Annotated in this window: 16 protein-coding genes; 4 read left to right on the top strand and 12 right to left on the bottom strand. The window is 69.8% G+C overall.

From position 1 onward, the window contains the following. Positions 1-285: 285 nt before the first annotated feature. The 3 genes from ACIBL4_RS35765 to ACIBL4_RS35755 all read right to left on the bottom strand — a co-directional run bounded on the left by ACIBL4_RS35765 (position 286) and on the right by ACIBL4_RS35755 (position 2,388). Positions 286-915 carry a hypothetical protein gene (locus ACIBL4_RS35765; protein ID WP_399415969.1) on the bottom strand — a complete coding sequence of 210 codons (630 nt, stop codon included), beginning with the start codon at positions 913-915 and terminating at the stop codon, positions 286-288. A gap of 68 nt (positions 916-983) precedes the next feature. After that, positions 984-1,685, bottom strand: coding sequence for a ribonuclease HII (locus ACIBL4_RS35760; RefSeq protein ID WP_356923537.1), 702 nt, complete (start codon positions 1,683-1,685; stop codon positions 984-986). Positions 1,686-1,767: 82 nt separating this feature from the next. Next, the gene (locus tag ACIBL4_RS35755; protein WP_399416049.1) at positions 1,768-2,388 is read right to left on the bottom strand and encodes a TetR/AcrR family transcriptional regulator; all 621 of its coding nucleotides are present in this window, start codon (positions 2,386-2,388) and stop codon (positions 1,768-1,770) included. Between the two features lie 187 nt (positions 2,389-2,575). Here ACIBL4_RS35755 and ACIBL4_RS35750 point away from each other — a divergent pair, with 187 nt between their 5' ends. After that, positions 2,576-4,123, top strand: coding sequence for an MFS transporter (locus tag ACIBL4_RS35750; RefSeq protein WP_399415967.1), 1,548 nt, complete (start codon positions 2,576-2,578; stop codon positions 4,121-4,123). A 391-nt stretch (positions 4,124-4,514) separates the two neighbouring features. On the opposite strand, the gene ACIBL4_RS35745 is transcribed toward ACIBL4_RS35750, so the two are convergent. The 3 genes from ACIBL4_RS35745 to ACIBL4_RS35735 form a co-directional block, all read right to left on the bottom strand. Then, the gene (locus ACIBL4_RS35745; protein WP_399415966.1) at positions 4,515-5,423 is read right to left on the bottom strand and encodes an ADP-ribosylglycohydrolase family protein; all 909 of its coding nucleotides are present in this window, start codon (positions 5,421-5,423) and stop codon (positions 4,515-4,517) included. A 12-nt stretch (positions 5,424-5,435) separates the two neighbouring features. Then, a complete protein-coding gene (locus ACIBL4_RS35740; RefSeq protein WP_399415964.1) occupies positions 5,436-6,095 on the bottom strand; it encodes a histidine phosphatase family protein in 660 nt (219 codons plus the stop codon). 151 nt (positions 6,096-6,246) lie between these two features. Further along, positions 6,247-6,852 carry a YdbC family protein gene (locus ACIBL4_RS35735; RefSeq protein WP_307177836.1) on the bottom strand — a complete coding sequence of 202 codons (606 nt, stop codon included), beginning with the start codon at positions 6,850-6,852 and terminating at the stop codon, positions 6,247-6,249. A 155-nt stretch (positions 6,853-7,007) separates the two neighbouring features. Between ACIBL4_RS35735 and ACIBL4_RS35730 the strand changes: the two genes are divergently transcribed. Further along, the gene (locus tag ACIBL4_RS35730) at positions 7,008-7,541 is read left to right on the top strand and encodes a TerD family protein (protein WP_399415963.1); all 534 of its coding nucleotides are present in this window, start codon (positions 7,008-7,010) and stop codon (positions 7,539-7,541) included. A 229-nt stretch (positions 7,542-7,770) separates the two neighbouring features. Here the strand turns inward: ACIBL4_RS35730 and ACIBL4_RS35725 are convergent, their stop codons facing one another. Together ACIBL4_RS35725 and nrdR are read right to left on the bottom strand one after the other, a co-directional pair. After that, a complete protein-coding gene (locus ACIBL4_RS35725) occupies positions 7,771-10,656 on the bottom strand; it encodes a vitamin B12-dependent ribonucleotide reductase (protein WP_399415962.1) in 2,886 nt (961 codons plus the stop codon). Positions 10,657-10,820: 164 nt separating this feature from the next. Beyond that, positions 10,821-11,381: a transcriptional regulator NrdR gene (nrdR, locus tag ACIBL4_RS35720; RefSeq protein ID WP_399415961.1), complete on the bottom strand. Its 561-nt coding sequence runs from the start codon at positions 11,379-11,381 to the stop codon at positions 10,821-10,823. A gap of 620 nt (positions 11,382-12,001) precedes the next feature. Between nrdR and lexA the strand changes: the two genes are divergently transcribed. Continuing rightward, positions 12,002-12,781, top strand: a complete 780-nt coding sequence (lexA, locus tag ACIBL4_RS35715; protein WP_030845416.1) for a transcriptional repressor LexA — start codon at positions 12,002-12,004, stop codon at positions 12,779-12,781. A 227-nt stretch (positions 12,782-13,008) separates the two neighbouring features. On the opposite strand, the gene ACIBL4_RS35710 is transcribed toward lexA, so the two are convergent. From ACIBL4_RS35710 to ACIBL4_RS35695, 4 genes are all read right to left on the bottom strand, one after another. Further along, complete coding sequence (locus ACIBL4_RS35710) at positions 13,009-14,985, bottom strand: ATP-dependent DNA helicase (protein ID WP_399415960.1); 1,977 nt, start codon at positions 14,983-14,985, stop codon at positions 13,009-13,011. A 245-nt stretch (positions 14,986-15,230) separates the two neighbouring features. Further along, positions 15,231-16,112: a GNAT family N-acetyltransferase gene (locus ACIBL4_RS35705; RefSeq protein WP_399415959.1), complete on the bottom strand. Its 882-nt coding sequence runs from the start codon at positions 16,110-16,112 to the stop codon at positions 15,231-15,233. A gap of 82 nt (positions 16,113-16,194) precedes the next feature. Continuing rightward, positions 16,195-18,201: an IucA/IucC family protein gene (locus tag ACIBL4_RS35700; protein WP_399415958.1), complete on the bottom strand. Its 2,007-nt coding sequence runs from the start codon at positions 18,199-18,201 to the stop codon at positions 16,195-16,197. Between the two features lie 455 nt (positions 18,202-18,656). Continuing rightward, the gene (locus tag ACIBL4_RS35695; RefSeq protein WP_399415957.1) at positions 18,657-20,066 is read right to left on the bottom strand and encodes a diaminobutyrate--2-oxoglutarate transaminase family protein; all 1,410 of its coding nucleotides are present in this window, start codon (positions 20,064-20,066) and stop codon (positions 18,657-18,659) included. 340 nt (positions 20,067-20,406) lie between these two features. Here ACIBL4_RS35695 and ACIBL4_RS35690 point away from each other — a divergent pair, with 340 nt between their 5' ends. Beyond that, positions 20,407-21,630, top strand: a complete 1,224-nt coding sequence (locus tag ACIBL4_RS35690) for a trypsin-like serine peptidase (RefSeq protein ID WP_399415956.1) — start codon at positions 20,407-20,409, stop codon at positions 21,628-21,630. The last annotated feature ends 159 nt before the right edge of the window (positions 21,631-21,789 follow it).

Below are 21,789 nucleotides of genomic sequence, written 5' to 3'. Positions count from 1 at the left end.
GAGGGACAGCTCCCCGCGAAGGCTGCGCTTGGGCAGACCGTCCCGCCCAGGGAGAGGTCCGCACGGGCTGTGAGGAGCCGTGCCCCGTCCTACGGCAGACCACGGTTCCTGTGACCGGCAGTCGGGGAACGAGCATCCCCGAACAGCACTGGCGCCACCCCGGCAGGACCGTGCGCAGCCACGGCGCCCAGCCCTCCGGGCATGCCGAACCACCCGCCGTGCGGAGCCGCCGGAACGGCGCCTGGGGTCAGCCCCCGGCGCCCGACCGGACGCCACGGCATGGACTCAGACGCTCGTGCCCAGCACCGAGTTGATCCGCTGCGGATCACCGCAGACGATCAGCAGGGCGGTGGCCCGGGAGTGGGCCAGGGACAGGGCGCTCGCGGCTGCGGCCTCGGCACCGCCGTTGACGGCGACCACGACCACTGGACGAGACGCGGCACGTCCGGCGACGGTGGCGTCCGTGTAGAAGACGTCGTCACCGGCGTCGTGCTGGGCCCAGTAGGAGGTCTCGCCGAACGACAGCTCGTGGGCGGCCCACGGGTGCTGTTCGCCGGTCGTGATCACCAGGACGTCGCCGGGGGCGCGACCGGAGTCCAGGAGCAGGTCCACGGCCTCCTCGGCGGCGTCGAGCGCGCCTTCGGCGGAAGCCGGGATCAGCTGGATCTGCGGGGTGGCCGGAGCGGCGGCATCGGCTGCCGGACCCGAGGGGCCGGGCTTGGCGGCCGCGTCACGCGGCGTGCGCTGCACCGGCGGCGCAGGCCGCACAGGACCGGGACGGCCAGGGCGCGACGGAGCCGCGGGACGGGGGCCGGGTACGGGGCGAGGGGTCGGCGCGGTGCGGCCGCTGGCCGGAGTGGCGCGGGGACCCTGGGCACTCTCGTGAATCTGAGGCTCCTCGGGAATGAGAGGCATGGGTTGATATTTATCAAACGTTGGTACGGCCCGCGTCGGCGGGTGGCGCATGCGTACGAACGAAACCGTCAGAAATCGAAGCCCAGCTGACCCTCGATTTCCGGAACACTTCCGTCCGTCCAGCTGCGGACCTTCTTGAGGTGCCGCCACTGGGGCAGCGCATCAAGATACGCCCACGACAACCGGTGGTGGGGGGTGGGGCCCCGCTCCGCCAGTGCGGCCTTGTGCACGGGTGAGGGATACCCGGCGTTGTCCGCAAAACCGAAGTCTGCATGGTCGATACCCAGTTCGGCCATCATTTTGTCGCGCTGAACCTTGGCGATCACCGAGGCCGCCGCGACCGCCACGCACGACTGGTCGCCCTTGATCACCGTACGGACTCGCCAGGGCGCACCGAGATAGTCGTGCTTCCCGTCGAGGATGACCGCGTCGGGGCGGACCGGCAAGGCGTCCAGGGCACGTCCTGCGGCGAGCCGCAGGGCGGCCGTCATCCCCAGGTGGTCTATCTCCTCAGGAGAGGCGTGCCCCAGGGCGTACGACGTCACCCACTTCCGCAGTTCCTCGGCGAGTTCGGTGCGTCGCTTGATGGTGAGCAGCTTCGAGTCGGTAAGACCCTCGGGCGGCCGGCGCAGTCCGGTGATCGCCGCGCAGACGGTGACGGGACCGGCCCACGCGCCGCGCCCCACCTCGTCGACACCTGCAACGATCTTCGCTCCGGTCGTGGCTCGAAGGGAGCGCTCGACGGTGTGAGTAGGCGGTTCGTACGGCATGGCGACCATAGGTTACGCCGCCCCGAACCGCCCGCGACACCCCGGTCGGCCATAGCAGCGCGACGGCCCCGGCCGGGCCCGGTCAGGTGACGCTCGACCGCAGCAGCGGAACCATCAACTGGTCGATCATCTCCTCGATTTCCTGGTCCCGCCATTCACAGCCGCACATCTTGGAGCGGTACATCATCATCGCCGGGATGGCATCGAAGACGTATCCGTTCGCAGCGTCGGAACGTACCTCGCCTCGCCTGATTCCGCGCTCGATGACGTCCCGCAGCATCTTGATGGTGGGCTCGACGACCCCGTCGAAGATCACGGCATGGAACCGCTCGGCCTGCGTTGTGTCACATTCGTGAATCACCGAGCGAAGCGCGAAGCCCGGGCGGGAGAACATCGCGTCGCGGGCTCTCCGGCAGAGCGCCAAGAGGTCCTCGCGCACGCTCCCCTCGTCCGGTACCGCCTCGAAGCGCGGCAGTCCGGCGCGCAGGGCGTCGGCGACGAGGTCCTCCTTGGATGGCCAGCGACGGTAGACGGCGGCCTTTCCGGTCTGGGCACCTGCGGCGACGCCTTCCATCGTCAGGCCGTTCCAGCCGACGGTGCTGAGTTGATCCAGCGCGGCGTCGAGGATCGCGCGTTCGAGCACGGCGCCGCGGCGGCGGGCGGCCGTCTGAGCGGGGGCGTCCGCCCAGCTCGGGGTAACCATCGAACTCTCTCCAACGAGCAGATGAAGCGGGGATTCCGGGGTGGGGGGACGTGCCGGGCGGCGGCAAAGGGGGACGTGCCGCACGACGACGCCACAAGTGAACGCTTGCGTTCACTGTCGGGGACTCACTGCCTTTGACGCGGCAGTGAACGCGAGCGTTCACTAACGCACTCGTGGGGGACCCATAGTGACAACCTCTCCATTGCTCAAGGACCAGAAGCCAGGTGCGGCACGCCGGGACGGACACCCCGGCATCGCGCTCACCGTCATCGCGGCCTGCCAACTCATGGTGGTACTCGACGCGACGATTGTGAACATCGCGCTCCCGCACATTCAAGACGCACTCAAGTTCAGCACCACCGACCTCACCTGGGTCGTCAGCTCCTACACACTCACCTTCGGCGGTCTGCTGCTCCTCGGGGGCCGCGCCGGTGACCTCCTCGGGCGCCGCAGGGTGTTCATGACCGGCATCCTGCTGTTCACCTTCGCCTCGCTGCTCGGCGGGCTCGCCCAGGAGCCGTGGCAGTTGCTGGCCGCGCGGGTCCTCCAGGGCGTGGGAGGCGCGATCGCGTCGCCCACCTCGCTGGCGCTCATCACCACCACGTTCCCCGAGGGCCCGGAGCGCAACCGGGCCTTCGGCGTCTTCGCCGCGGTGTCCGCGGGTGGTGGTGCCATCGGCCTGCTCGCGGGCGGCATGCTCACCGAGTGGCTCGACTGGCGCTGGGTGCTCTTCGTGAACGTGCCGATCGGTGTGCTGATCGCCGTGCTCACTCCGCTCTACATCAGCGAGTCCGAACGGCACACCGGACGCTTCGACATAGCGGGCGCGGTGACCTCGACCGCGGGCATGGCGTCCCTCGTCTACGGCTTCATCCGGGCGGCGGACGAGGGCTGGCGGGACAGCCTCACCATCGGGTCCTTCGCCGCCGCGGTGGTCCTGCTGCTGGCCTTCGGGATCATCGAGTCCCGGGCCAGGGAACCGATCACCCCGCTGCGGATGTTCACCGACCGGAACCGCTCGGGCACGTACGTGATCATGCTGAGTCTCGCGGCGGCGATGTTCGGCATGTTCTTCTACATCGTGCTGTTCGTGCAGAACGTGCTCGACTACAGCCCGATCGAGGCGGGGCTCGCCTTCCTGCCCGTGACCGTCGTGATCGCGCTCGGCGCGGGTCTGTCGCAGCGGTTCCTGCCGGTGCTGGGCCCGAAGCCGTTCATGGTCCTGGGCTCGACGCTCGCGGCGATCGGACTGGCCTGGCAGGCGCTCATCAGCTCCGACAGCTCGTACGTCGGCGGGGTTCTCGGCCCGATGCTGGTGTTCGGCTTCGGTATGGGCCTGAACTTCGTGACACTGACGCTCACCGCCGTCTCCGGTGTGGCCCAGCACGAGGCCGGCGCCGCGTCCGGACTGCTCAACACCACGCAGCAGGTGGGCGGATCGCTGGGTCTGTCCATCCTGACGACCGTGTTCGGCACGGCGACCAGGGACGAGGCGGAGAAGCAGCTTCCGCAGTTCATGGCCGAGGGCTCTCCCGAGCAGAAGGCGGAGTTCGCCACGACGCATCAGCTGCCCGCGCCGTGGGGGCACGAGGTGCTGGCCCAGGGCATCTCCGCCGCCTTCATCCCGGCCGCGGCCATGGCCGTCCTCGCCCTGGCCACCGCCTGGCTGGTGATCCGGGTCCGCAAGAGCGACCTGGAGGCTCTCTCCGGCTCGGCCGGGCCGGGGCTGGGCTGACGCGAAGGCACCGCGAGACGGCTTCGGCGGCTCGCCGACGGGCCCGGAAGGGGCCTGCCGGCGGCTGCCGGGCCGGTCCACGACCGGTCGCGCTTGTCGCAGACGGCGTGCGCATGCGTTCCACCAGTGGATCAGAACAGCCAGCAGAACCTCCATGATCACCCCCTTCGCCCTCACGTTAGGCACCTCCAGCGCGTGCCGCCTCATGGCTCGCACCGCTGATGTCGCGACAACGAGCGGACGGTCACGGAGAGTTCCCAATGCGCACGGAGAGTTCTGATGCGCGCTGGAGGGTGCTGATGCGCAGGCAAAGTTCCGATGACCACCGGTTCTGATGGCTGGACCAACGCAGGGTTCTGCTGGCTGGACCACGCAGAAGAGGTTCTGACCGCTAGACCGACGCCGGCACCCAGTCCGGCAGCGGCTCCGTCCGCGCCACCCACTCGGCGGGCGGCGCCCCCGCCTTGCCCGAGGCGATCACGCCGCCCACGATGGCACAGGTGGTGTCGACATCCCCGCCGACCTGGGCGGTCGTCCAGAAAGCCTGCTGGTAGTCACCGAGACTTCGCGCGGCCGACCAGAGGGCGAAGGGCACCGTGTCATGAGCGGTCGTCCGCCGGCCGCATCCCAGTACCGCCGCGACCGTGGCCGGGTCGGCGTAGTCGAGCATGTCCCGGGCCCGGCGCAGTCCCGCGCCCACCGCGCTCTTCTTCGGCACCAGGTCGATGACCCCATCGAGGAGGGCCTCGGACCCGGGCGGCCCACCGGGAGCGGCGGCGAACGCGGCGGCCGCGGCGACGGCCATGGCGCCGACGACGGCCTCGCGATGCTGGTGGGTGGTGTAGGCCGAGATCTCCGCCTGGTGGGTGGCCTGCTCCGGGTCGTCCGCGTACCAGGCGCCCAGCGGGGCGATCCGCATCGCGGCGCCGTTGCCCCAGGACCCCTGTCCGTTGAAGAGCCCGGCGGCGAGTTCGCGCCAGTCGCCGCCCTCCCGGACGAGCCGCAGCAGGCGGTTGACCGCGGGTCCGTAGCCCCGGTCGAAATCGTGGTGCTCGGCGAAGGAGCGGGCCAGCGCGTCCTGGTCGATGCGGTGGTGAGCAACCAGGACGGCGACGACGGAGCCGGCCATCTCCGTGTCGTCGGTCCACTGCCACGGCCCGGACGGAAGCTCGCGGCGCTTCAGCAGCGGGTAGTTCACGGGCACGAAGTACTGGGAGCCCAGGGCGTCCCCGACGGACAGGCCGCGCAGGCTGGCCAGGGCGCGGTCCAAGCGCCCGTCGGGGGAGGAATCATCGGTCATCGCCCTGCCACTCTATCCAGTGATCCCGTAAGGCTCGGGATCTCGCCAGCGGTCGAACGGCCGGTCAAGCGTGTACTTGCCGTCGTCTCCCAGAACGAGCATGCGCACCTCGCCGTTCCCCGGGTTCGACAGCGACTCGAATTCGGCGACCGTCCAGTGGAACCACCGCATGCAGAACAACCGCATGGCCAGACCGTGAGTGACGATCAGGACGTTCGGCGGATGGTCCGGGTCCTCGAAGCTGCGGAACAGACTCTCCAGGAAGCCGCCGACCCGGTCGTAGACGTCGGCGCCGGACTCTCCCTGGGCGAAACGGTAGAAGAAGTGGCCGTACGCGTCCCGGTAGGTCTTCTGGAGGCGGACCTCGTCACGGTCCTGCCAGTTGCCCCAGTCCTGCTCGCGCAGCCGGGGTTCCTCGCGCACCCGTATGAGCCCGGGGGCGAGGCGGAAGGCGCGCAGCGTCTCGTGCGTGCGGCGGTACGGGGAGACGTACACGCTGACGCGCTCGCCGCCGAACAGCTCGCGCAACTGCTCGCCCGTCGCCTCCGCCTGCCGCCGACCGCGCTCGGTCAGCGCCAGGGCATGGTCGGGTTCACGCTCGTACACGGAGTCATCAACATTGCCCGTTGACTCGCCGTGCCGGACAAGGACGATGCGCCGTGGTCGTGCCATGCCAAAACCCTAGATCGGGTGAGGCCACATCGAGCACTCGTACCGCCCCCATACAGCGTAGGTCACACACATCCTGCACCAAAGATCACACAGGTCGCACGCCTGTCCGGCCGGAATCAATCAGTCCGGGCCCGCCCGGCCCGCCCGGAGATCAGACCGTCCAGCTCGGCTCCATGTCCACGACGTCCCCGGTGAGTGCCGCCACGTCCGCCTCCGTCTGGGCCCGCAGGGCGAGCCGCTCCACGCGTTCCGTGCGGTACTTGCCGTGCTCGGCGGCCGACCGCCACATCGACAGCACCATGAACTCGTTCCCGGGTGCCTCACCGAACAGCCCGCGCACCATGCCGGGCGAGCCGGCCATCGCAGGGTTCCAGACCTTCTCCTGCATCAACACGAAATGCTCGACCCGCTCCTCGTGGACACGGCACAGCGCCACGCGCAGCAGGTCGGCGTCCGTGAAGCGCGGTTCGAACCCGGTCTTCACATCGAAGCGGTAGTCGAAGAGCCTGACCTGAGCGTCCTTGAACGTGCCCGACTGTGCCGACGCAAGCCGGTCGTGGGACCGCGCCATGAAGGAGTCGTAGAAGGCGCGGCTCTCCCAGAACGCGAAGATGTGCGCCACGTCCGGCCGCCCCCGGCTCCAGCCACCCCCCTGTCCCCGAAACCCCGGCTCCCCCAGAAGCCCCGCCCACTTCCGCTGCCCCCGCTCGAAACCGCGGCGGTCCACCACGGTGCAGCGAATCCACTTGACCAGCACCGCGCCATGGTAAGGCCACGGAGCGTGGCGTCGGTCACTCTCGGCTCGACCGCTCTCCGGCGCGCGCACCCGCAGGCGTGGCAGGATGGACAAGCAGTCATGGCTGCCCGGCAGTTGAGGCGAACGGGCGGGTCGGTACGGGGAAGGGGACGCTGGTGGACGGGCTGAACAAGGGGCTGCGCAAGGTCGAGATCGCGGTGCGGTGGGATCCCAGTCCGGCGGGGCAGCCGTCCACCGACCTGGACCTCATCGCGGCGACCTACCCCGCGGAGAGTCCATACGGTGATCCCTCATACGTCGTCCACTTCGACAGCCGCTCCCCCGACGGCACCATCTATCTCAACCGGGACAGCAAGGACGGCCAGGGCTTCGGCTACGACGAGGTCATGACGCTGGAACTCGACCGGCTCGACGTCCGCTACCCGCGCGTGGTGGTCGGTGTCGTCATCCAGCAGCGCCCGGCGGAGCGCACGTTCGTCAGTGTGGTGAACCCCGGGTTGCGTATCCGCGAGGGGTACACGGTCCTGGCCGAGGACGATTTCGGGGGTGTCCTGGGAGCCACGGCGGCGACGGTCGCGGAGTTCGTCCGGGACGGTTCCGGTCCCTGGGACTTCCGCCCCGGCCTCCGTGGCTTCGAGGGTGACCCCGTGGACTTCGCCAGGACGATGGGTGCCGCACACCAGCCGTGAGTTGTCCCCGGACAGCCCATGGGGCCGGGGGTGAGCCCCGTGTCCCCGGGTGGCTGGGACTGACGCCCGGCTGGTCGACGGCCGCTGGGTCGAACGCCCTCCCCGCCGTCCGGACTCGGGTGAACCCCCTGTGTACTGGACAGGCGCCCCGGCTTCCCGAGCCCGTGACGACAAGAGGGGCACCGGCCCGAAGGCGGTGCCCCTCTGTCATCTACTCAAGGCGCTGGCGTCAGCTGCAACCGCTGGTCGAGCCGCAGCCCTCGCAGATGTAGCAGGAACCGGCGCGCTGCATCTTCGTGCCGCACGAGAAGCACAGCGGGGCGTCGGCCTGGATGCCCAGCTGCATCTCCACCAGTTCGGCACTGGTGTGGGCCGTCTGCGGGGCGGGCTTGGCCACCTCTTCGTTCTTCGGCGCGGAGACGGCCTTCAGCTCCTGGGCCCGCGGCGCCGACTGGGCCAGGCCCTCGACGTCGACCTCGTCCTCGTTCGGCTCGTACGAACCGGTCTCCAGGTGACGCTGACGCTCCTCGGCGGAGTGGATGCCCAGCGCGGAGCGCGTCTCGAACGGCAGGAAGTCCAGCGCCAGGCGGCGGAAGATGTAGTCGACGATCGACTGGGCCATCCGCACGTCCGGGTCGTCCGTCATACCGGCCGGCTCGAAGCGCATGTTCGTGAACTTCGAGACATACGTCTCCAGGGGGACGCCGTACTGGAGGCCGACGGAGACCGCGATGGAGAAGGCGTCCATCATGCCCGCGAGGGTCGAGCCCTGCTTGGACATCTTCAGGAAGACCTCGCCGAGACCGTCGTCCGGGTAGGAGTTGGCGGTCATGTAGCCCTCGGCACCGCCGACGGTGAAGGACGTGGTGATGCCGGGACGTCCCTTCGGAAGGCGCTTGCGGACCGGGCGGTACTCGACGACCTTCTCGACCTTGGCCTCGACGGCGGCGGGCTCCTCGGTCTTCTCCTTCTTCTCCTCCCACTTCTTGGTGGAGAGCGGCTGGCCGACCTTGCAGTTGTCGCGGTAGATCGCGAGCGCCTTGACGCCCAGCTTCCAGGCCTCGAAGTAGATCTCCTCGACCTCCTCGACGGTCGCCGTCTCCGGCATGTTGACCGTCTTGGAGATGGCGCCGGAGATCCACGGCTGGATCGCGGCCATCATGCGGACGTGGCCCATCGGGGAGATGGCCCGCTCGCCCATGGCGCAGTCGAACACCTCGTAGTGCTCGTGCTTGAGACCGGGCGCGTCGATCACGTTGCCGTGCTCGGCGATGTGGGCGACGATCGCCTCGATCTGCTCTTCCAGGTAGCCGAGGCGGCGCAGGGCCTGCGGGACGGTGCCGTTGACGATCTGCATCGAGCCGCCGCCGACCAGCTTCTTGAACTTGACCAGGGCGAGGTCGGGCTCGACACCGGTGGTGTCACAGGACATCGCGAGGCCGATCGTGCCGGTCGGGGCCAGCACGGACGCCTGGGAGTTACGGAAACCGTTCTTCTCGCCGAGGCGCAGCACGTCCTGCCACGACTCGCTGGCGGCGGCCCACACCGGGGTGTCCAGGTCGTCCATGCGGACGGCCTTGTCGTTGGCGTCGGAGTGCTGCTTCATGACGCGCTTGTGGGCGTCGGCGTTGCGGGCGTAGCCGTCGTACGGGCCGACGACCGCGGCGAGTTCGGCGGAGCGGCGGTACGCCGTACCCGTCATCAGGGAGGTGATGGCGCCGGCGAGGGAGCGGCCGCCGTCGGAGTCGTAGGCGTGGCCGGTGGCCATCAGCAGGGCGCCGAGGTTGGCGTAGCCGATGCCGAGCTGGCGGAACGCGCGCGTGTTCTCGCCGATCTTCTGGGTCGGGAAGTCGGCGAAGCAGATCGAGATGTCCATCGCGGTGATGACCAGCTCGACGACCTTCTGGAAGCGCTCGGCCTCGAAGGACTGGTTGCCCTTGCCGTCGTCCTTCAGGAACTTCATGAGGTTCAGCGAGGCCAGGTTGCAGGACGTGTTGTCCAGGTGCATGTACTCGCTGCACGGGTTCGACGCGGTGATCCGGCCGGACTCGGGGCAGGTGTGCCAGTTGTTGATGGTGTCGTCGTACTGGATGCCGGGGTCGGCGCAGGCCCAGGCGGCCTCGGCGATCTTGCGGAAGAGCGACTTGGCGTCGACCTCCTCGATGACCTCGCCGGTCATCCGGCCCCGCAGACCGAACTTGCCGCCCTGTTCGACGGCCGTCATGAACTCGTCGTTCACCCGGACCGAGTTGTTGGCGTTCTGGTACTGGACGGAGGCGATGTCGTCGCCGCCCAGGTCCATGTCGAAGCCCGCGTCGCGCAGGACGCGGATCTTCTCCTCTTCCTTGACCTTGGTCTCGATGAAGTCCTCGATGTCGGGGTGATCCACGTCGAGGACGACCATCTTGGCGGCGCGGCGGGTGGCGCCACCGGACTTGATCGTTCCTGCGGAGGCGTCGGCGCCGCGCATGAAGGAGACCGGACCGGAGGCGTTGCCACCGGAGGACAGCAGCTCCTTGGAGGAACGGATCCGGGAGAGGTTCAGGCCGGCACCGGAGCCGCCCTTGAAGATCATGCCCTCTTCCTTGTACCAGTCGAGGATCGACTCCATGGAGTCGTCGACGGACAGGATGAAGCAGGCGGAGACCTGCTGGGGCTGCTTGGTACCGACGTTGAACCAGACAGGGCTGTTGAAGCTGAAGATCTGGTGCAGGAGGGCGTACGCCAGCTCGTGCTCGAAGATCTCGGCGTCGGCGGGCGAGGCGAAGTACTTGTGGTCCTCGCCGGCCTTCCGGTACGTCTTCACGATGCGGTCGATCAGCTGCTTGAGGCTGGTCTCACGCTGCGGGGTGCCGACGGCACCGCGGAAGTACTTGCTGGTGACGATGTTGACCGCGTTCACCGACCAGAAGTCGGGGAACTCGACGCCACGCTGCTCGAAGTTGACCGAGCCGTCGCGCCAGTTGGTCATGACGACGTCACGGCGCTCCCAGGCCACCTCGTCGTACGGGTGGACACCAGGGGTGGTGTGGATGCGGTCGATACGCAGGCTCTTGCTCGCCTTGGCGCTCTTGGCGCGGGAACTCCGTGCCGGACCGCTCGCCGTCTCTGTCATGCCGCCTCCCTGTACGGGCGAAAACGCCCTGAAGTGCCCCGTTGTTCCCGTGGCACGGTGTTCTGTCTGATGCTGCGGGCACCCACTCACATCGCCCGCAACAGGTCTTCACATCGCCGCCGCCCGGCCGGGCCCGGAGCTGCCGTCCGGGTCCGGCCCGCCGGTCAGTCGGCGGCGCCTGCGGGCTCGGGGACGTGTCCCGTCCCTCCGGACCCGCGGTCGTCTTCCTGGCTCCCCGCCCCCGCGTCCTCGCGGTCTCCGTCGTCCGCGTCGGGGCGTCCCGTCTCTTCCCTGAGCTCCGCGATGGCCGCCTCGAAGTCCTCGAGCGAGTCGAACGCCCGGTAGACGGAGGCGAAGCGCAGATACGCGACGAGATCGAGTTCCTGCAACGGGCCGAGTATGGCCAGCCCCACGTCGTGGGTGGTCAGCTCGGCGCTTCCGGTGGCCCGCACCGCCTCCTCGACCCGCTGGCCGAGCTGGGCGAGCGCGTCCTCGGTGACGGGCCGTCCCTGACACGCCTTGCGCACACCATTGATGATCTTGGTACGGCTGAATGGTTCGGTGACTCCGGACCGCTTGACCACCATGAGCGAGCACGTCTCCACAGTCGTGAAACGACGGGAGCAGTCAGGGCACTGGCGGCGCCTGCGGATGGACGTGCCGTCGTCGGTCGTACGGCTGTCGACGACACGGCTGTCAGGGTGCCTGCAGAAGGGGCAGTGCATAAACTCCAACCCTCCTCACAGCAGACTCATAAGCATCGCTGGGCCTCCTGTGCCCCACGAAGCAGCCCCAAGCATAGGCGATGACCATGGCCGCGAAGACCCGGGGGACCACAACTTGTGGGCTGCTGCTGCAATCCAACCACTAGATGTGGGGATTGGCTCATACATGCACGCCAATACGCGCGTGTCGCGCGCATAGCCGCAGGTGACGCGCGACCGGCCCCGCCGCACCCGCCTCGCGCGCCCTCAGCGGCACCATCGAATAGGCCCGGCCGACCTCGCCGGCCGCATCCGTACGCGTACAGCCGTATCGCTGCGGCACATGCGGAGATACCGTGGTCGCCGCGAGGAGGGGACGTGGGACTCCCGCACAGATGAGGGCTGATCCCGGGGCGGGAGAATGCCGGATGGCAGACTGGGCGGCAGACCCCGAGGCGATCACCCGGCGGTGAAGAGTACAGCAATGGGCGCTTTTGCCCGCCAGGTGGAGCGGTAGCCAATACACCCGGAAACATGATCGCGTCAGCCGATTCGCGATTTTTCACTCGAACGTGTGTTTGGCGCAACCTTTCGAAAGCAACTACCGTTGTCCAGCAGGGAGACCATCGAGAGGGGCCGACGTGACCACCACCGCAGACAGTGCCGCCATCACTGCCCAGGACCGCTCCCAGGGCCGACTGGAGCCGGTGCATGCGATGAACGAAGCCACGAACCCTGAGGGGCACAAGCGCTCCCTGCCGGGGCGACCTCCCGGCATCCGGGCGGACAGCTCCGGGCTCACCGACCGCCAGCGCCGCGTGATCGAGGTCATCAGGGACTCCGTGCAGCGGCGCGGCTACCCGCCGTCGATGCGCGAGATCGGCCAGGCCGTCGGCCTGTCCAGCACATCCTCCGTCGCACACCAGCTGATGGCGCTGGAGCGCAAGGGCTTCCTGCGCCGCGACCCGCACCGCCCGCGCGCGTACGAGGTGCGCGGTTCCGACCAGGCCGCCTCCGTGCAGCCCACGGACACCGCGGGCAAGCCGGCCGCGTCGTACGTCCCGCTGGTCGGCCGCATCGCCGCCGGCGGGCCGATCCTCGCCGAGGAGTCCGTCGAGGACGTCTTTCCCCTCCCCCGCCAGCTCGTCGGCGACGGTGAGCTGTTCGTGCTGAAGGTCGTCGGCGACTCGATGATCGAGGCCGCCATCTGCGACGGCGACTGGGTGACGGTCCGCCGCCAGCCGGTCGCCGAGAACGGCGACATCGTGGCCGCGATGCTCGACGGTGAAGCCACCGTCAAGCGCTTCAAGCGCGAGGACGGCCACGTCTGGCTCCTGCCGCACAACGCGGCCTACGAGCCGATCCCCGGCGACGACGCGACCATCCTCGGCAAGGTGGTGGCCGTACTGCGCCGCGTCTGAGTCTGCGCACCGCGTCGGGTGGGCCGCCCAAGTCGGCCCGCCCTCTGACCGGGCCCCGGGACCCCTGCGCCGGTTCCGGGGCCCTGCGCTGTCCGGGCCCCGGTAGGCGGTGTCCTGGGGCTCCGGTGCGCGGGATGTCCGGAGGCTCCGGTACGTGGCGTCGGGGCCCAGTACTCCTGGTGTGGAGGCCGGCCCGCGGCTCCGTCGCCGCAGGCCGACCCTGGGGCTCAGTCGGCTTCCGACTGCTTCGCCACCGCGTCGATCGCGGCCAGCGACTTCCGTACCTGGTTGCGGTCCGTCGTGTACCAGAAGTCGGGCAGTGAGGCCTTCAGATAGCTGCCGTAGCGGGCCGTCGCCAGACGCGGATCCAGTACGGCGACCACACCCCGGTCGCCCGACGCCCGTACGAGACGGCCGGCGCCCTGGGCCATGAGGAGCGCGGCATGGGTGGCGGCGACAGCCATGAAGCCGTTGCCACCCGCGTCTTCCACGGCCTTCTGGCGGGCGCTCATCAGGGGGTCGTCCGGGCGCGGGAACGGGATCTTGTCCATGACGACCAGCTGACAGCTGGGTCCGGGGACGTCCACGCCCTGCCACAACGACAGGGTGCCGAACAGGCAGGTCTTCGGGTCGGCCGCGAAGTTCTTGATGAGCTCGCCGAGCGTCTCCTCGCCCTGGAGGAGAATCGGGAACTCCGGGATCCGGGAACGCAGTTCCTCGGCGGCCAACTGGGCACCCCGCATGGAGGAGAACAGGCCCAGGGTGCGGCCGCCCGCCGCCTGGATGAGCTCCGTGAGCTCGTCGAGCATGTCCCCGCGGTCGCCGTCCCGCGCGGGGCGCGCCAGGTGCTTCGCGACGTACAGGATGCCCTGCTTGCGGTAGTCGAAGGGAGATCCGACGTCGATTCCCTTCCACTGCGGGAGGTCATCGCCCTCGGTGCCTTCGGGGGCGAGCCCGAGGGACGCACCGACGCCGTTGAAGTCGCCGCCCAGCTTCAGCGTCGCGGACGTCAGGACCACGGAGCGGTCCGCGAAGAGCTTCTCCCGCAGCAGGCCCGAGACGGACATGGGGGCGACGCGCAGGGAGGCACCGAAGCGGTCGTGGCGCTCGTACCAGACCACGTCCCACTCGGAGCCGTTCGTGATCCGCTCCGCCACGTCGTGCACATTCTCCACGGAGGCCAGCGCCTGCTTGCGGACCGCATCCTCGTCCTGGACGGACTTGTCGCGGGTCGTGCCGATGGCGGAGATGACGGTGCGGCACGCGTCACGCAGTGCCATGAGGGCGTAGCCCAGATCCTCGGGGATCTCCTCCAAGCGGCCGGGCAGCGCGAGCTCCATCAGCCGCTCAAAGCCCTCGGCGGCGGTCTGGAGCTGGTCCGCCGCCTTCTCGTTGACGAGTTTCGCGGCCCGGCGCACCGCGCGGTTGACCTGGCCGGGACTGAGCTCACCGGTGGCGACTCCGGTGACCCGCGAGACCAGCTCATGGGCCTCGTCGACGATCAGCACCTCGTGCTGCGGAAGGACCGGGGCACCCTCGATGGCGTCGATCGCGAGCAGAGCGTGGTTGGTGACGATGACCTCCGAGAGCTTGGCGCGCTCGCGGGCCATCTCGGCGAAGCACTCCGCTCCGTACGCGCACTTCGAGGCGCCGAGGCACTCCCTCGACGACACCGACACCTGGGCCCAGGCCCGGTCCGAGATGCCGGGTGTGAGGTCGTCGCGGTCGCCGGTCTCCGTCTCGTCGGCCCAGTCACGCACCCGCAGCAGGTCCTGGCCCAGCTTGCTGGTGGGCGCGGCCGCCTCGAACTGGTCGAAGAGGCCCTCCTCCTCGTCCTGCGGGACACCCTCGTGCATACGGTGCAGGCACAGGTAGTTCGACCGGCCCTTGAGCATCGCGAACTCCGGGCGGCGGCGCAGCAGGGGGTGCAGCGACTCGACCGTTCTCGGCAGGTCGCGCTCCACCAGCTGGCGCTGGAGGGCCAGGGTGGCGGTCGCGACGACGACACGCTCCCCGTGCGCGAGCGCGGGCACCAGGTAGCCCAGCGATTTACCGGTGCCGGTGCCGGCCTGGACCAGCAGGTGGGAGCCGTCGTCGATCGCCTCTGCGACCGCTTCGGCCATGGCCACCTGCCCGGGGCGCTCCGTACCGCCGACGGCAGTGACGGCAGCATGCAGGAGTTCGGGGAGTGAGGGCTTCGTCATAGCGCGACCACCCTACGACCCAGCACCGACAAACGGGTGATCAAGGCGGGGACGGGGGACGGGATCAAGACCTTGGGCTCCTCGGTACGGGTGGCTCGGATGGGTGGGTTGGGGGGTGGACGCGAGGTGGGGCGGTGCTGCGGGGGACATGACGCCGGCGAGCAGCTCAAGAATTTTCTGCGGCGCGGGTGGGAACTGCGGCGATCCCCGCCGCGTTCAATGAGTGATGGCGCGGTGACACAGCGCTACATCAGATGTCGAGTGGACCGGTCTCGGATCATGAGGGCGGCTCGCTTGTCGGGCAGGTCGACCTCGGCGGAGAACCGGAAACCGGCGGTCAGGAAGGCGGCGATGGAGGGGGTGTTGCGAATGTCGGGCTCAGCGATGACGCGTGCGCAGGAGGGCCGCTGCGCGAGTACGAGATCGGCTGTGGCTCGGAGCAGCAGACCGCCGAGACCACGCCCTCTGCAGGCGACAGCGCCGATCAGGAGGTGGATTCCGGTGTCGTGAGGCCGGGCCGGGTAGTGGCGGGCCAAGGGGTCCAGATCCGCCCGGTAGATCTCCCAATAGCTCATCGGTGTTCCGCCCAGGACACCGATGCACGGCACGCTGCGTCCGTCGCCGGCCAGCTGGGACAGCAGATGGTCCTGGGTCACGTGCTGGGGACCGGACAGCTCCCAGAACGCCGCAGCGGTGGGGTCGTTCATCCAGCGGCTGATGAGCGGAAGATCGCGTTCGACACGCACGGGGACGAGGTGGAAGAGGCCCACGGGTGTGTCGGTCGGGCCCCAGTCGGCGACGCGGTCGAGGAGATCGTCCGACACGGAGGGCTGTGGGGTGGTCTGGCCCGGCCACCAGACTCCCCGGCTGCCGGACGCCTCGTCCGCGATGGGGGCGAGGAGTTCGTCTGAGAGGCGTAGGTCCATAGTGTCTTCCCCGTGGCCGTCCGCACCGGAATCCGCACCGAGGTCCGCACCGGCATCTGCGGCGGCTCCCGCGCTGGAGTTGAGGTCGGAACCGGTATCGGAACCAGCGGAGAAACGGGCGTTGGAGCCGGCACCGGCGTTGACGTCGGCCGCGGCCGGGACAGCGGCACCGGCATCGGCGGCCCGGTCGGCGGAAGGCACCAAACGCTCCTCTCGGGAAAAGGGGTGAGGCGTGTCCTCAGGGATGAAGGAGGTCGGTTGTGTTCGGGGACGGTCAGAGTGATCAGAGGTGCAGGGGGTTGGCGATGGTGACGTAGACGGACTGGGTGTCGACCGGACCGACGAGTTCGTCAAGTCCGTGGAGCCGGGTCAGCAGATTGGCCTTGCAGCGCAGCACGGGTGAGTCGAGCAGCCGGGCCGGCAGCGAGGAGCGCAGTCGGGCCGGACCGGCGGCGACGTTCCCGAGAAAACGGCGGAAGGCGGCGAGCAGCAGCCGCTCGTCGGCCAGCCCCTGGGAGCCGAACGCACCGACGAGACCGAGGACGTTGTTGACCGCCAGGTAGTAGACGAAGCGCTCATCGGTGACCTCGTCGCAGACGAACGTGTCGCTCCGCTCACCGACGCCCGGCAGCCGGGCGTCGAGGTCCGCGCGCCGGGACTCGCGGAAGTAGTAGCCCTGGTTGTCGCGGTAACGGCCGCCCGTCGGCCATCCGTCGGCGTCCAGCAGGAGCAGAGTGTTCTGCTGGTGAGCCTCCAGGGCGATGCCGGCCTCACCGTCCAGCCACAGGACGGGACGAACGACGTGCTCAAGGTAGCGCAGGAACCACTCGGCGGCGACGGCTCCGCGGGACCGACCGGTCCGGCGGGCGAGACGCGCAATGACTTCGGCCAGCCGGGATCGAAGGAGCTGGCCGTGAATTTCCGGGTGGTCGGGAGCGGTTCCCGGCCGTGCGGATGAGCACGGGCGCGGGGAGACGAATCCGGCGACGCAGGAGACATCGTCCGAGGGGCTGAACGGGTTGTGGCGGATGACCACGTCCAGCCCGGTCAACGGGGCGCCGTCGGAGCCTCCGAAACCGCCGAAACCTCCGGTTCCATCGGAACTCCCGGATCCATCGGAACTCCCGGATACGCCGGATCCGTCCACAGCGATCCAGGCCGGGTCGCGCACGATGTCGAAGCACGGGTGAACGGCCCGCCATTGCTGCGCCAGTCCGCTGCGGAGCAGGCGGTGGACCTCGACACCGCGATGGAGTTCCTTACGGAGGTTCTCTCGACGGGAGTTGGTGATGCGCAGGCCCAGCGACAGCTTGAGCATCGCGGGGGCACCGGATCGGTAGACGGTTCGTACGGAGGAGGTGGGGTGCCAGGGAGTGCCGTGGGCGCCGAGGTCGCGGAGCAGTCCGCTCTCGAGCAGGGCGGCGATCTCCGGGCGGTGCCGGACCCCGCGTGCCTGCCAGGGATGCAGGGGCAGTGGGACGTACCCGTCCGGCAGAGGCAAGTCGGACCCGGCCAGACGTGCGGTGAGTCGGGCCGCGGGGACAGGGCGGCCGCGTTCGGTCCAGGCGGAGTCGGTGGCGAGGACGGAGGGGGCGACAGCCATCCAGTGCAGAGGGAAGGATCCGCGCAACTCGGGCGAGTACAGCCGTGCTTCGGCCTCCGAGAGACCCTCGCGGCTCTTGGGGGTCGGGTGCAGGGGATGTCCGAGGAGGAGTGACTGTTCCGCGGTGAGGAAGAGATCGGAGCCGTCCAGCGGGAGTTGGCGACGGTCGCTGAGGAAGGAGGTGACGTGGCGGAGGGAGTCGGCGACACCCGCGACGAGTTCAACGCCGTCGACGCCACGGCCGCCGTTCTCACGGCCAGGACCATGACCATGGCCGTTACCGTGACCTTCGTCGTTACCGTGGCCTGGTCCGTGTCCGTGTCCGAGTCCGTCTGCGGACGTTTCCCTGGAGAGCAGCGCCGCGATCGTGACGGCGTCGGCCGGTGGAGCGTGGTCCGGTGCGCCGGCAAGACGCGGGAGGCCGAAGCGGTGCCAGCCCGTCGGGGACCAGTAGCGGACGGGGACAATCAGGGCCGTGCCGCTGGCGGGCAACGGGATGCGCAGAACCCCGTCGGCAGGGGCGGGCTGGCCGGTCTCGCGCACCCAGCAGCGCAACAGCGCCTCCACAGCTGCTGCCTGGGCGACGATGTGTGGGTCGGGGTGCTCCAAGGGGTCGGTGACAACCCCGTCAGCCCGCACCTCGGCACCCCGCACCTCACCGCTCAGCCCCTCGGCGAGCTGCGTCACCCCAGGCCTCAGACACGGGACCGCGGAGACCGCCGGGTTCACCGGATCGACCCGGTTCACCGGATCGACCGGGTCCGCCGGATCCACCCGGCTCCCCCGATCAACCGGGTCCGCCGGATCCACCCGGCTCCCCCGATCAACCGGATCCACCCGGTTCCCCCGATCGACCGGGTCCGCCGGATCCACCCGGTTCCCCCGATCGACCGGGTTCCCGAGATCCACCCGGTTCCCCGCATCGACCGGGTTCCCGAGATCCACCGGGTTCGCAAGGCTCGCCGGCATCCCCAACCCCCGGACATCAGCAGAGCCTCCTCCCGGCGTCGTGGCGTAGTCGTCGGGCTTGGGGGTGGTGTTCAAGGCAGGTACCTCGTTGGGTGGTCCGAGACGGCGGAGTGGCAGGCTCCTGGCATGAGCGCTCACGGCATGGAGGCTCACGGCATCGACGCTCATGGCGTCTACGGCGCCGCGGCCGTACCCCCACCGCACCGGGCCGCCGCCCGAATCGCGTCGGCCAGGCGGTCCTGCACGGCGGCTGCCTGTTCGTCGGTGATGGTCAGGGGCGGCAGCAGCCGGACGACGCCGGCGTGCCGGCCGCCGAGTCCGACGATGAGGCCACGCCGCAGGCACTCTCGTTGGACGGCGGCTGCCAGTTCGGAGGCGGCGGGAAGAGGCTTCCCCGCAGCCCCGACCGTCTGCCCGGCTTCCCCGGCCGCGCCCTCACGGTCCACGAACTCCACCCCGATCATCAGCCCCCGCCCCCGCACCTCCCCCACGCACGGAAAGTCCCCGACCAGTCCTTGGAGTTGGCTCAGCATGCGTTCCCCGAGTGTCGCCGCGCGTTCGGCGAGGTGGTTTTCCCGGACGTGGGTGAGAGTCGCGGTGCCGGCGGCCATGGCGAGTTGGTTGCCGCGGAAGGTGCCGGTGGGGGCACCTGGTTCGGGGACGTCGAGGTCGTCGCGGTGGACGACGACGGCCAGCGGCAGGCTGCCTCCGATGGCCTTGGACAGGACCATCACGTCGGGGGTCACTCCGCTGTGCTCCACGGCCCAGAAGGCGCCGGTCCGCCCGACGCCCGTCTGGATCTCGTCGGCGATCAAGGGGATGGACCGGTCGGCCGTGAGCTGCCGCATGCGCCGCAGCCAGGCGTCCGGTGCGGGGATCACCCCACCCTCGTCCTGGACGGGCTCGACGATCATCCCGGCGGGGAGCGAAGCGCCGGAGCCGGGGTCGTCGAGGATGGACTCGGTCCAGCGGGCGGCGAGGTCGGCCCCGCGCTCGCCCCCGACGCCGAAGGGGCAGCGGTAGTCCTGCGGGTAGGGCAGGCGGGTGACCCGTACGTCGTGGGCGGCGGCGGACGCGTCGAATGTCCCGGCCGCCCTTCCGTGGGAGGCGCCGGTGAACGCGATGAGGCCGGTCCGGCCGGTCGCCGCGCGCACCAGGGCGCAGGCGGTCTCCACGGCGTCGCTGCCGGCCGGTCCGCAGAACAGCACGCGGGACCGGTCGGCGAGCCCTGGGGGCAGGGTGCGGAACAGCTCGGTGATGAAGGCGTCCTTGACGGGGGTGGCCAGATCGAGGGCGTTCAAGGGCGCGCCGGAGTCGAGGACCTTGCGGATGGCTTCCAGGACGACCGGGTGGTTGTGCCCGAGGGCGAGCGCGCCGGCGCCGGAGAGGCAGTCCAGGTAGCGGCGGCCGTCCGCGCCCTCGATGGTCAGTCCCCGGGCCCGCACCGGCACGATCGGCAGGGCGCGGGCGTAGGTGCGGGCCGCGGACTCGCGCGCCGGCTGGCGGCGCAGAATCCCTTCGTGAGCGGCGCGCGCTCCCGGTGCCGTGCCGTCGACGGCGCCGGGGAGGGCCCTCACCGGCATACGCCCCACAGTGGCCTCCTCGGACGCACATCCCCCATGGGTGGTTTCCGTCACGACTTCCCTGACCTCCCACTGGGCACGGGCACAGAGGACCGCACACAGACAGCAGGCCCCCAACCGCTACCAACCCCGATCGGCTCACCGGGTTACGGGTTGCCTCAAGATCCTTTCCGTGACGGAACTGTTGCGGTTCCGTCGGGCCGCCCCCACAGCCACCGCATAGTGTGTGGTGCCGTTCCCGGACGCCGTGAGCTTGGCCTGAACTCCCCGTGAGCCGGCGGAAACCAGGCCCTGAATACCGGTTCGTCCATGTTCGTTACGCATCAGGGGGAGTCACATCATGCGATCCACACGGCCGTCGTCCACCACCAGCCGAGGCGGGAGGGCGCGCCGCGGCAACTCCCCCGTACTGGCCGCGATGGCCCTCGCCTCGGCGCTCGCGCTGACCGCCACCGCCTGCGAGTCGGGCGACGCCGCGGCGGGCGGGGAGGCCTCCGCGTCGGCCGGCGCCTCCGACGACGGCAAGCTGAGGATCCCGGACGACATCAGGGACCGGCTCCGCGAGCACGGGATCGACATCGACAAGTGGAAGAACGGCGCCTGGAAGAACTGGGACCGGGACGACTGGCTGCGCGAGGCCAACGAGTACATCAACCCGATCATCGAGGGGCTCTGGGACCCGGACCGGATGCGGGACGCCGAGGAGCCCGACCAGGGCGTCGACGACAGCGACCTCTCCGGTGACCAGGGCGTGACCGATCCCACGCCCGAGCCGGTCGAGGCGCAGGCCGTGCCGCCGTCGTACCACGCCAACGCGCCGACGGCCGGGAAGGTGTTCTTCGACTCCCCCAAGGGCTCGGCCGTCTGCTCGGCGACGGTGGTGAAGGACCCGGCCCACCCGGGCAAGTCCAACCTCGTGTGGACGGCGGGCCACTGCGTGCACGCGGGCAAGAAGGGCGGCTGGTACCGCAACATCGCGTTCGTGCCGTCGTACAACGACGACGGCAAGCCGGTCGCGGAACTGGAGAACGCCACCAGGCAGGACGTCGCTCCCTACGGCGTCTGGTGGGGAGACTGGGCGCAGACCTCGGACCAGTGGATCGAGCAGGGCGGCGCGACGGGCGGGGACGGCGCGCCCTACGACTTCGCGGTCATCCATGTGACGCCCGAGAAGGGCAGCGGTGGCAAGTCCCTGGAGGAGGCGGTCGGTTCGGCACTGCCGGTCGACTTCAAGGCTCCCGCCGTACCGAAGGTGAAGAGCGTCACGGCGATCGGCTACCCGGCCGCACCGCCGTACGACGGACAGAAGCTGTACCGGTGCCAGGACCAGCCGGGCCGGCTGTCGGTCACCGCGTCGGATCCGACGATGTACCGCATCGGTTGCACCATGACCGGCGGTTCGTCCGGCGGAGGCTGGGTCGCGACGGGCTCGGACGGCAAGCCCGCCCTGGTGTCCAACACCTCGATCGGCCCGGTGAGGTCGGGATGGCTGGCCGGTCCGCGCCTGGGCGAGGTGGCCAAGGGCGTGTACGACTCGGTCAGCGGGAAGTTCGCGGGCCGCTGACGGCCGGCTGATCACAGTCGGCGGGGGGGTGGCCGCCTGGTGCACCGGCAGCGCACCCGGTGCACCGACAAGGCACCGGGTGCGCTGCCGGTGCACCGGCCCGTGGACTCACGGGAACCGTCACCCCCCCACCCCGGGACACCCACAACTCCACCGCCC

This window comes from Streptomyces sp. NPDC050416 (assembly GCF_044458845.1).
GTDB lineage: Bacteria > Actinomycetota > Actinomycetes > Streptomycetales > Streptomycetaceae > Streptomyces.
This window is presented reverse-complemented; position numbering and strand designations above follow the sequence as displayed.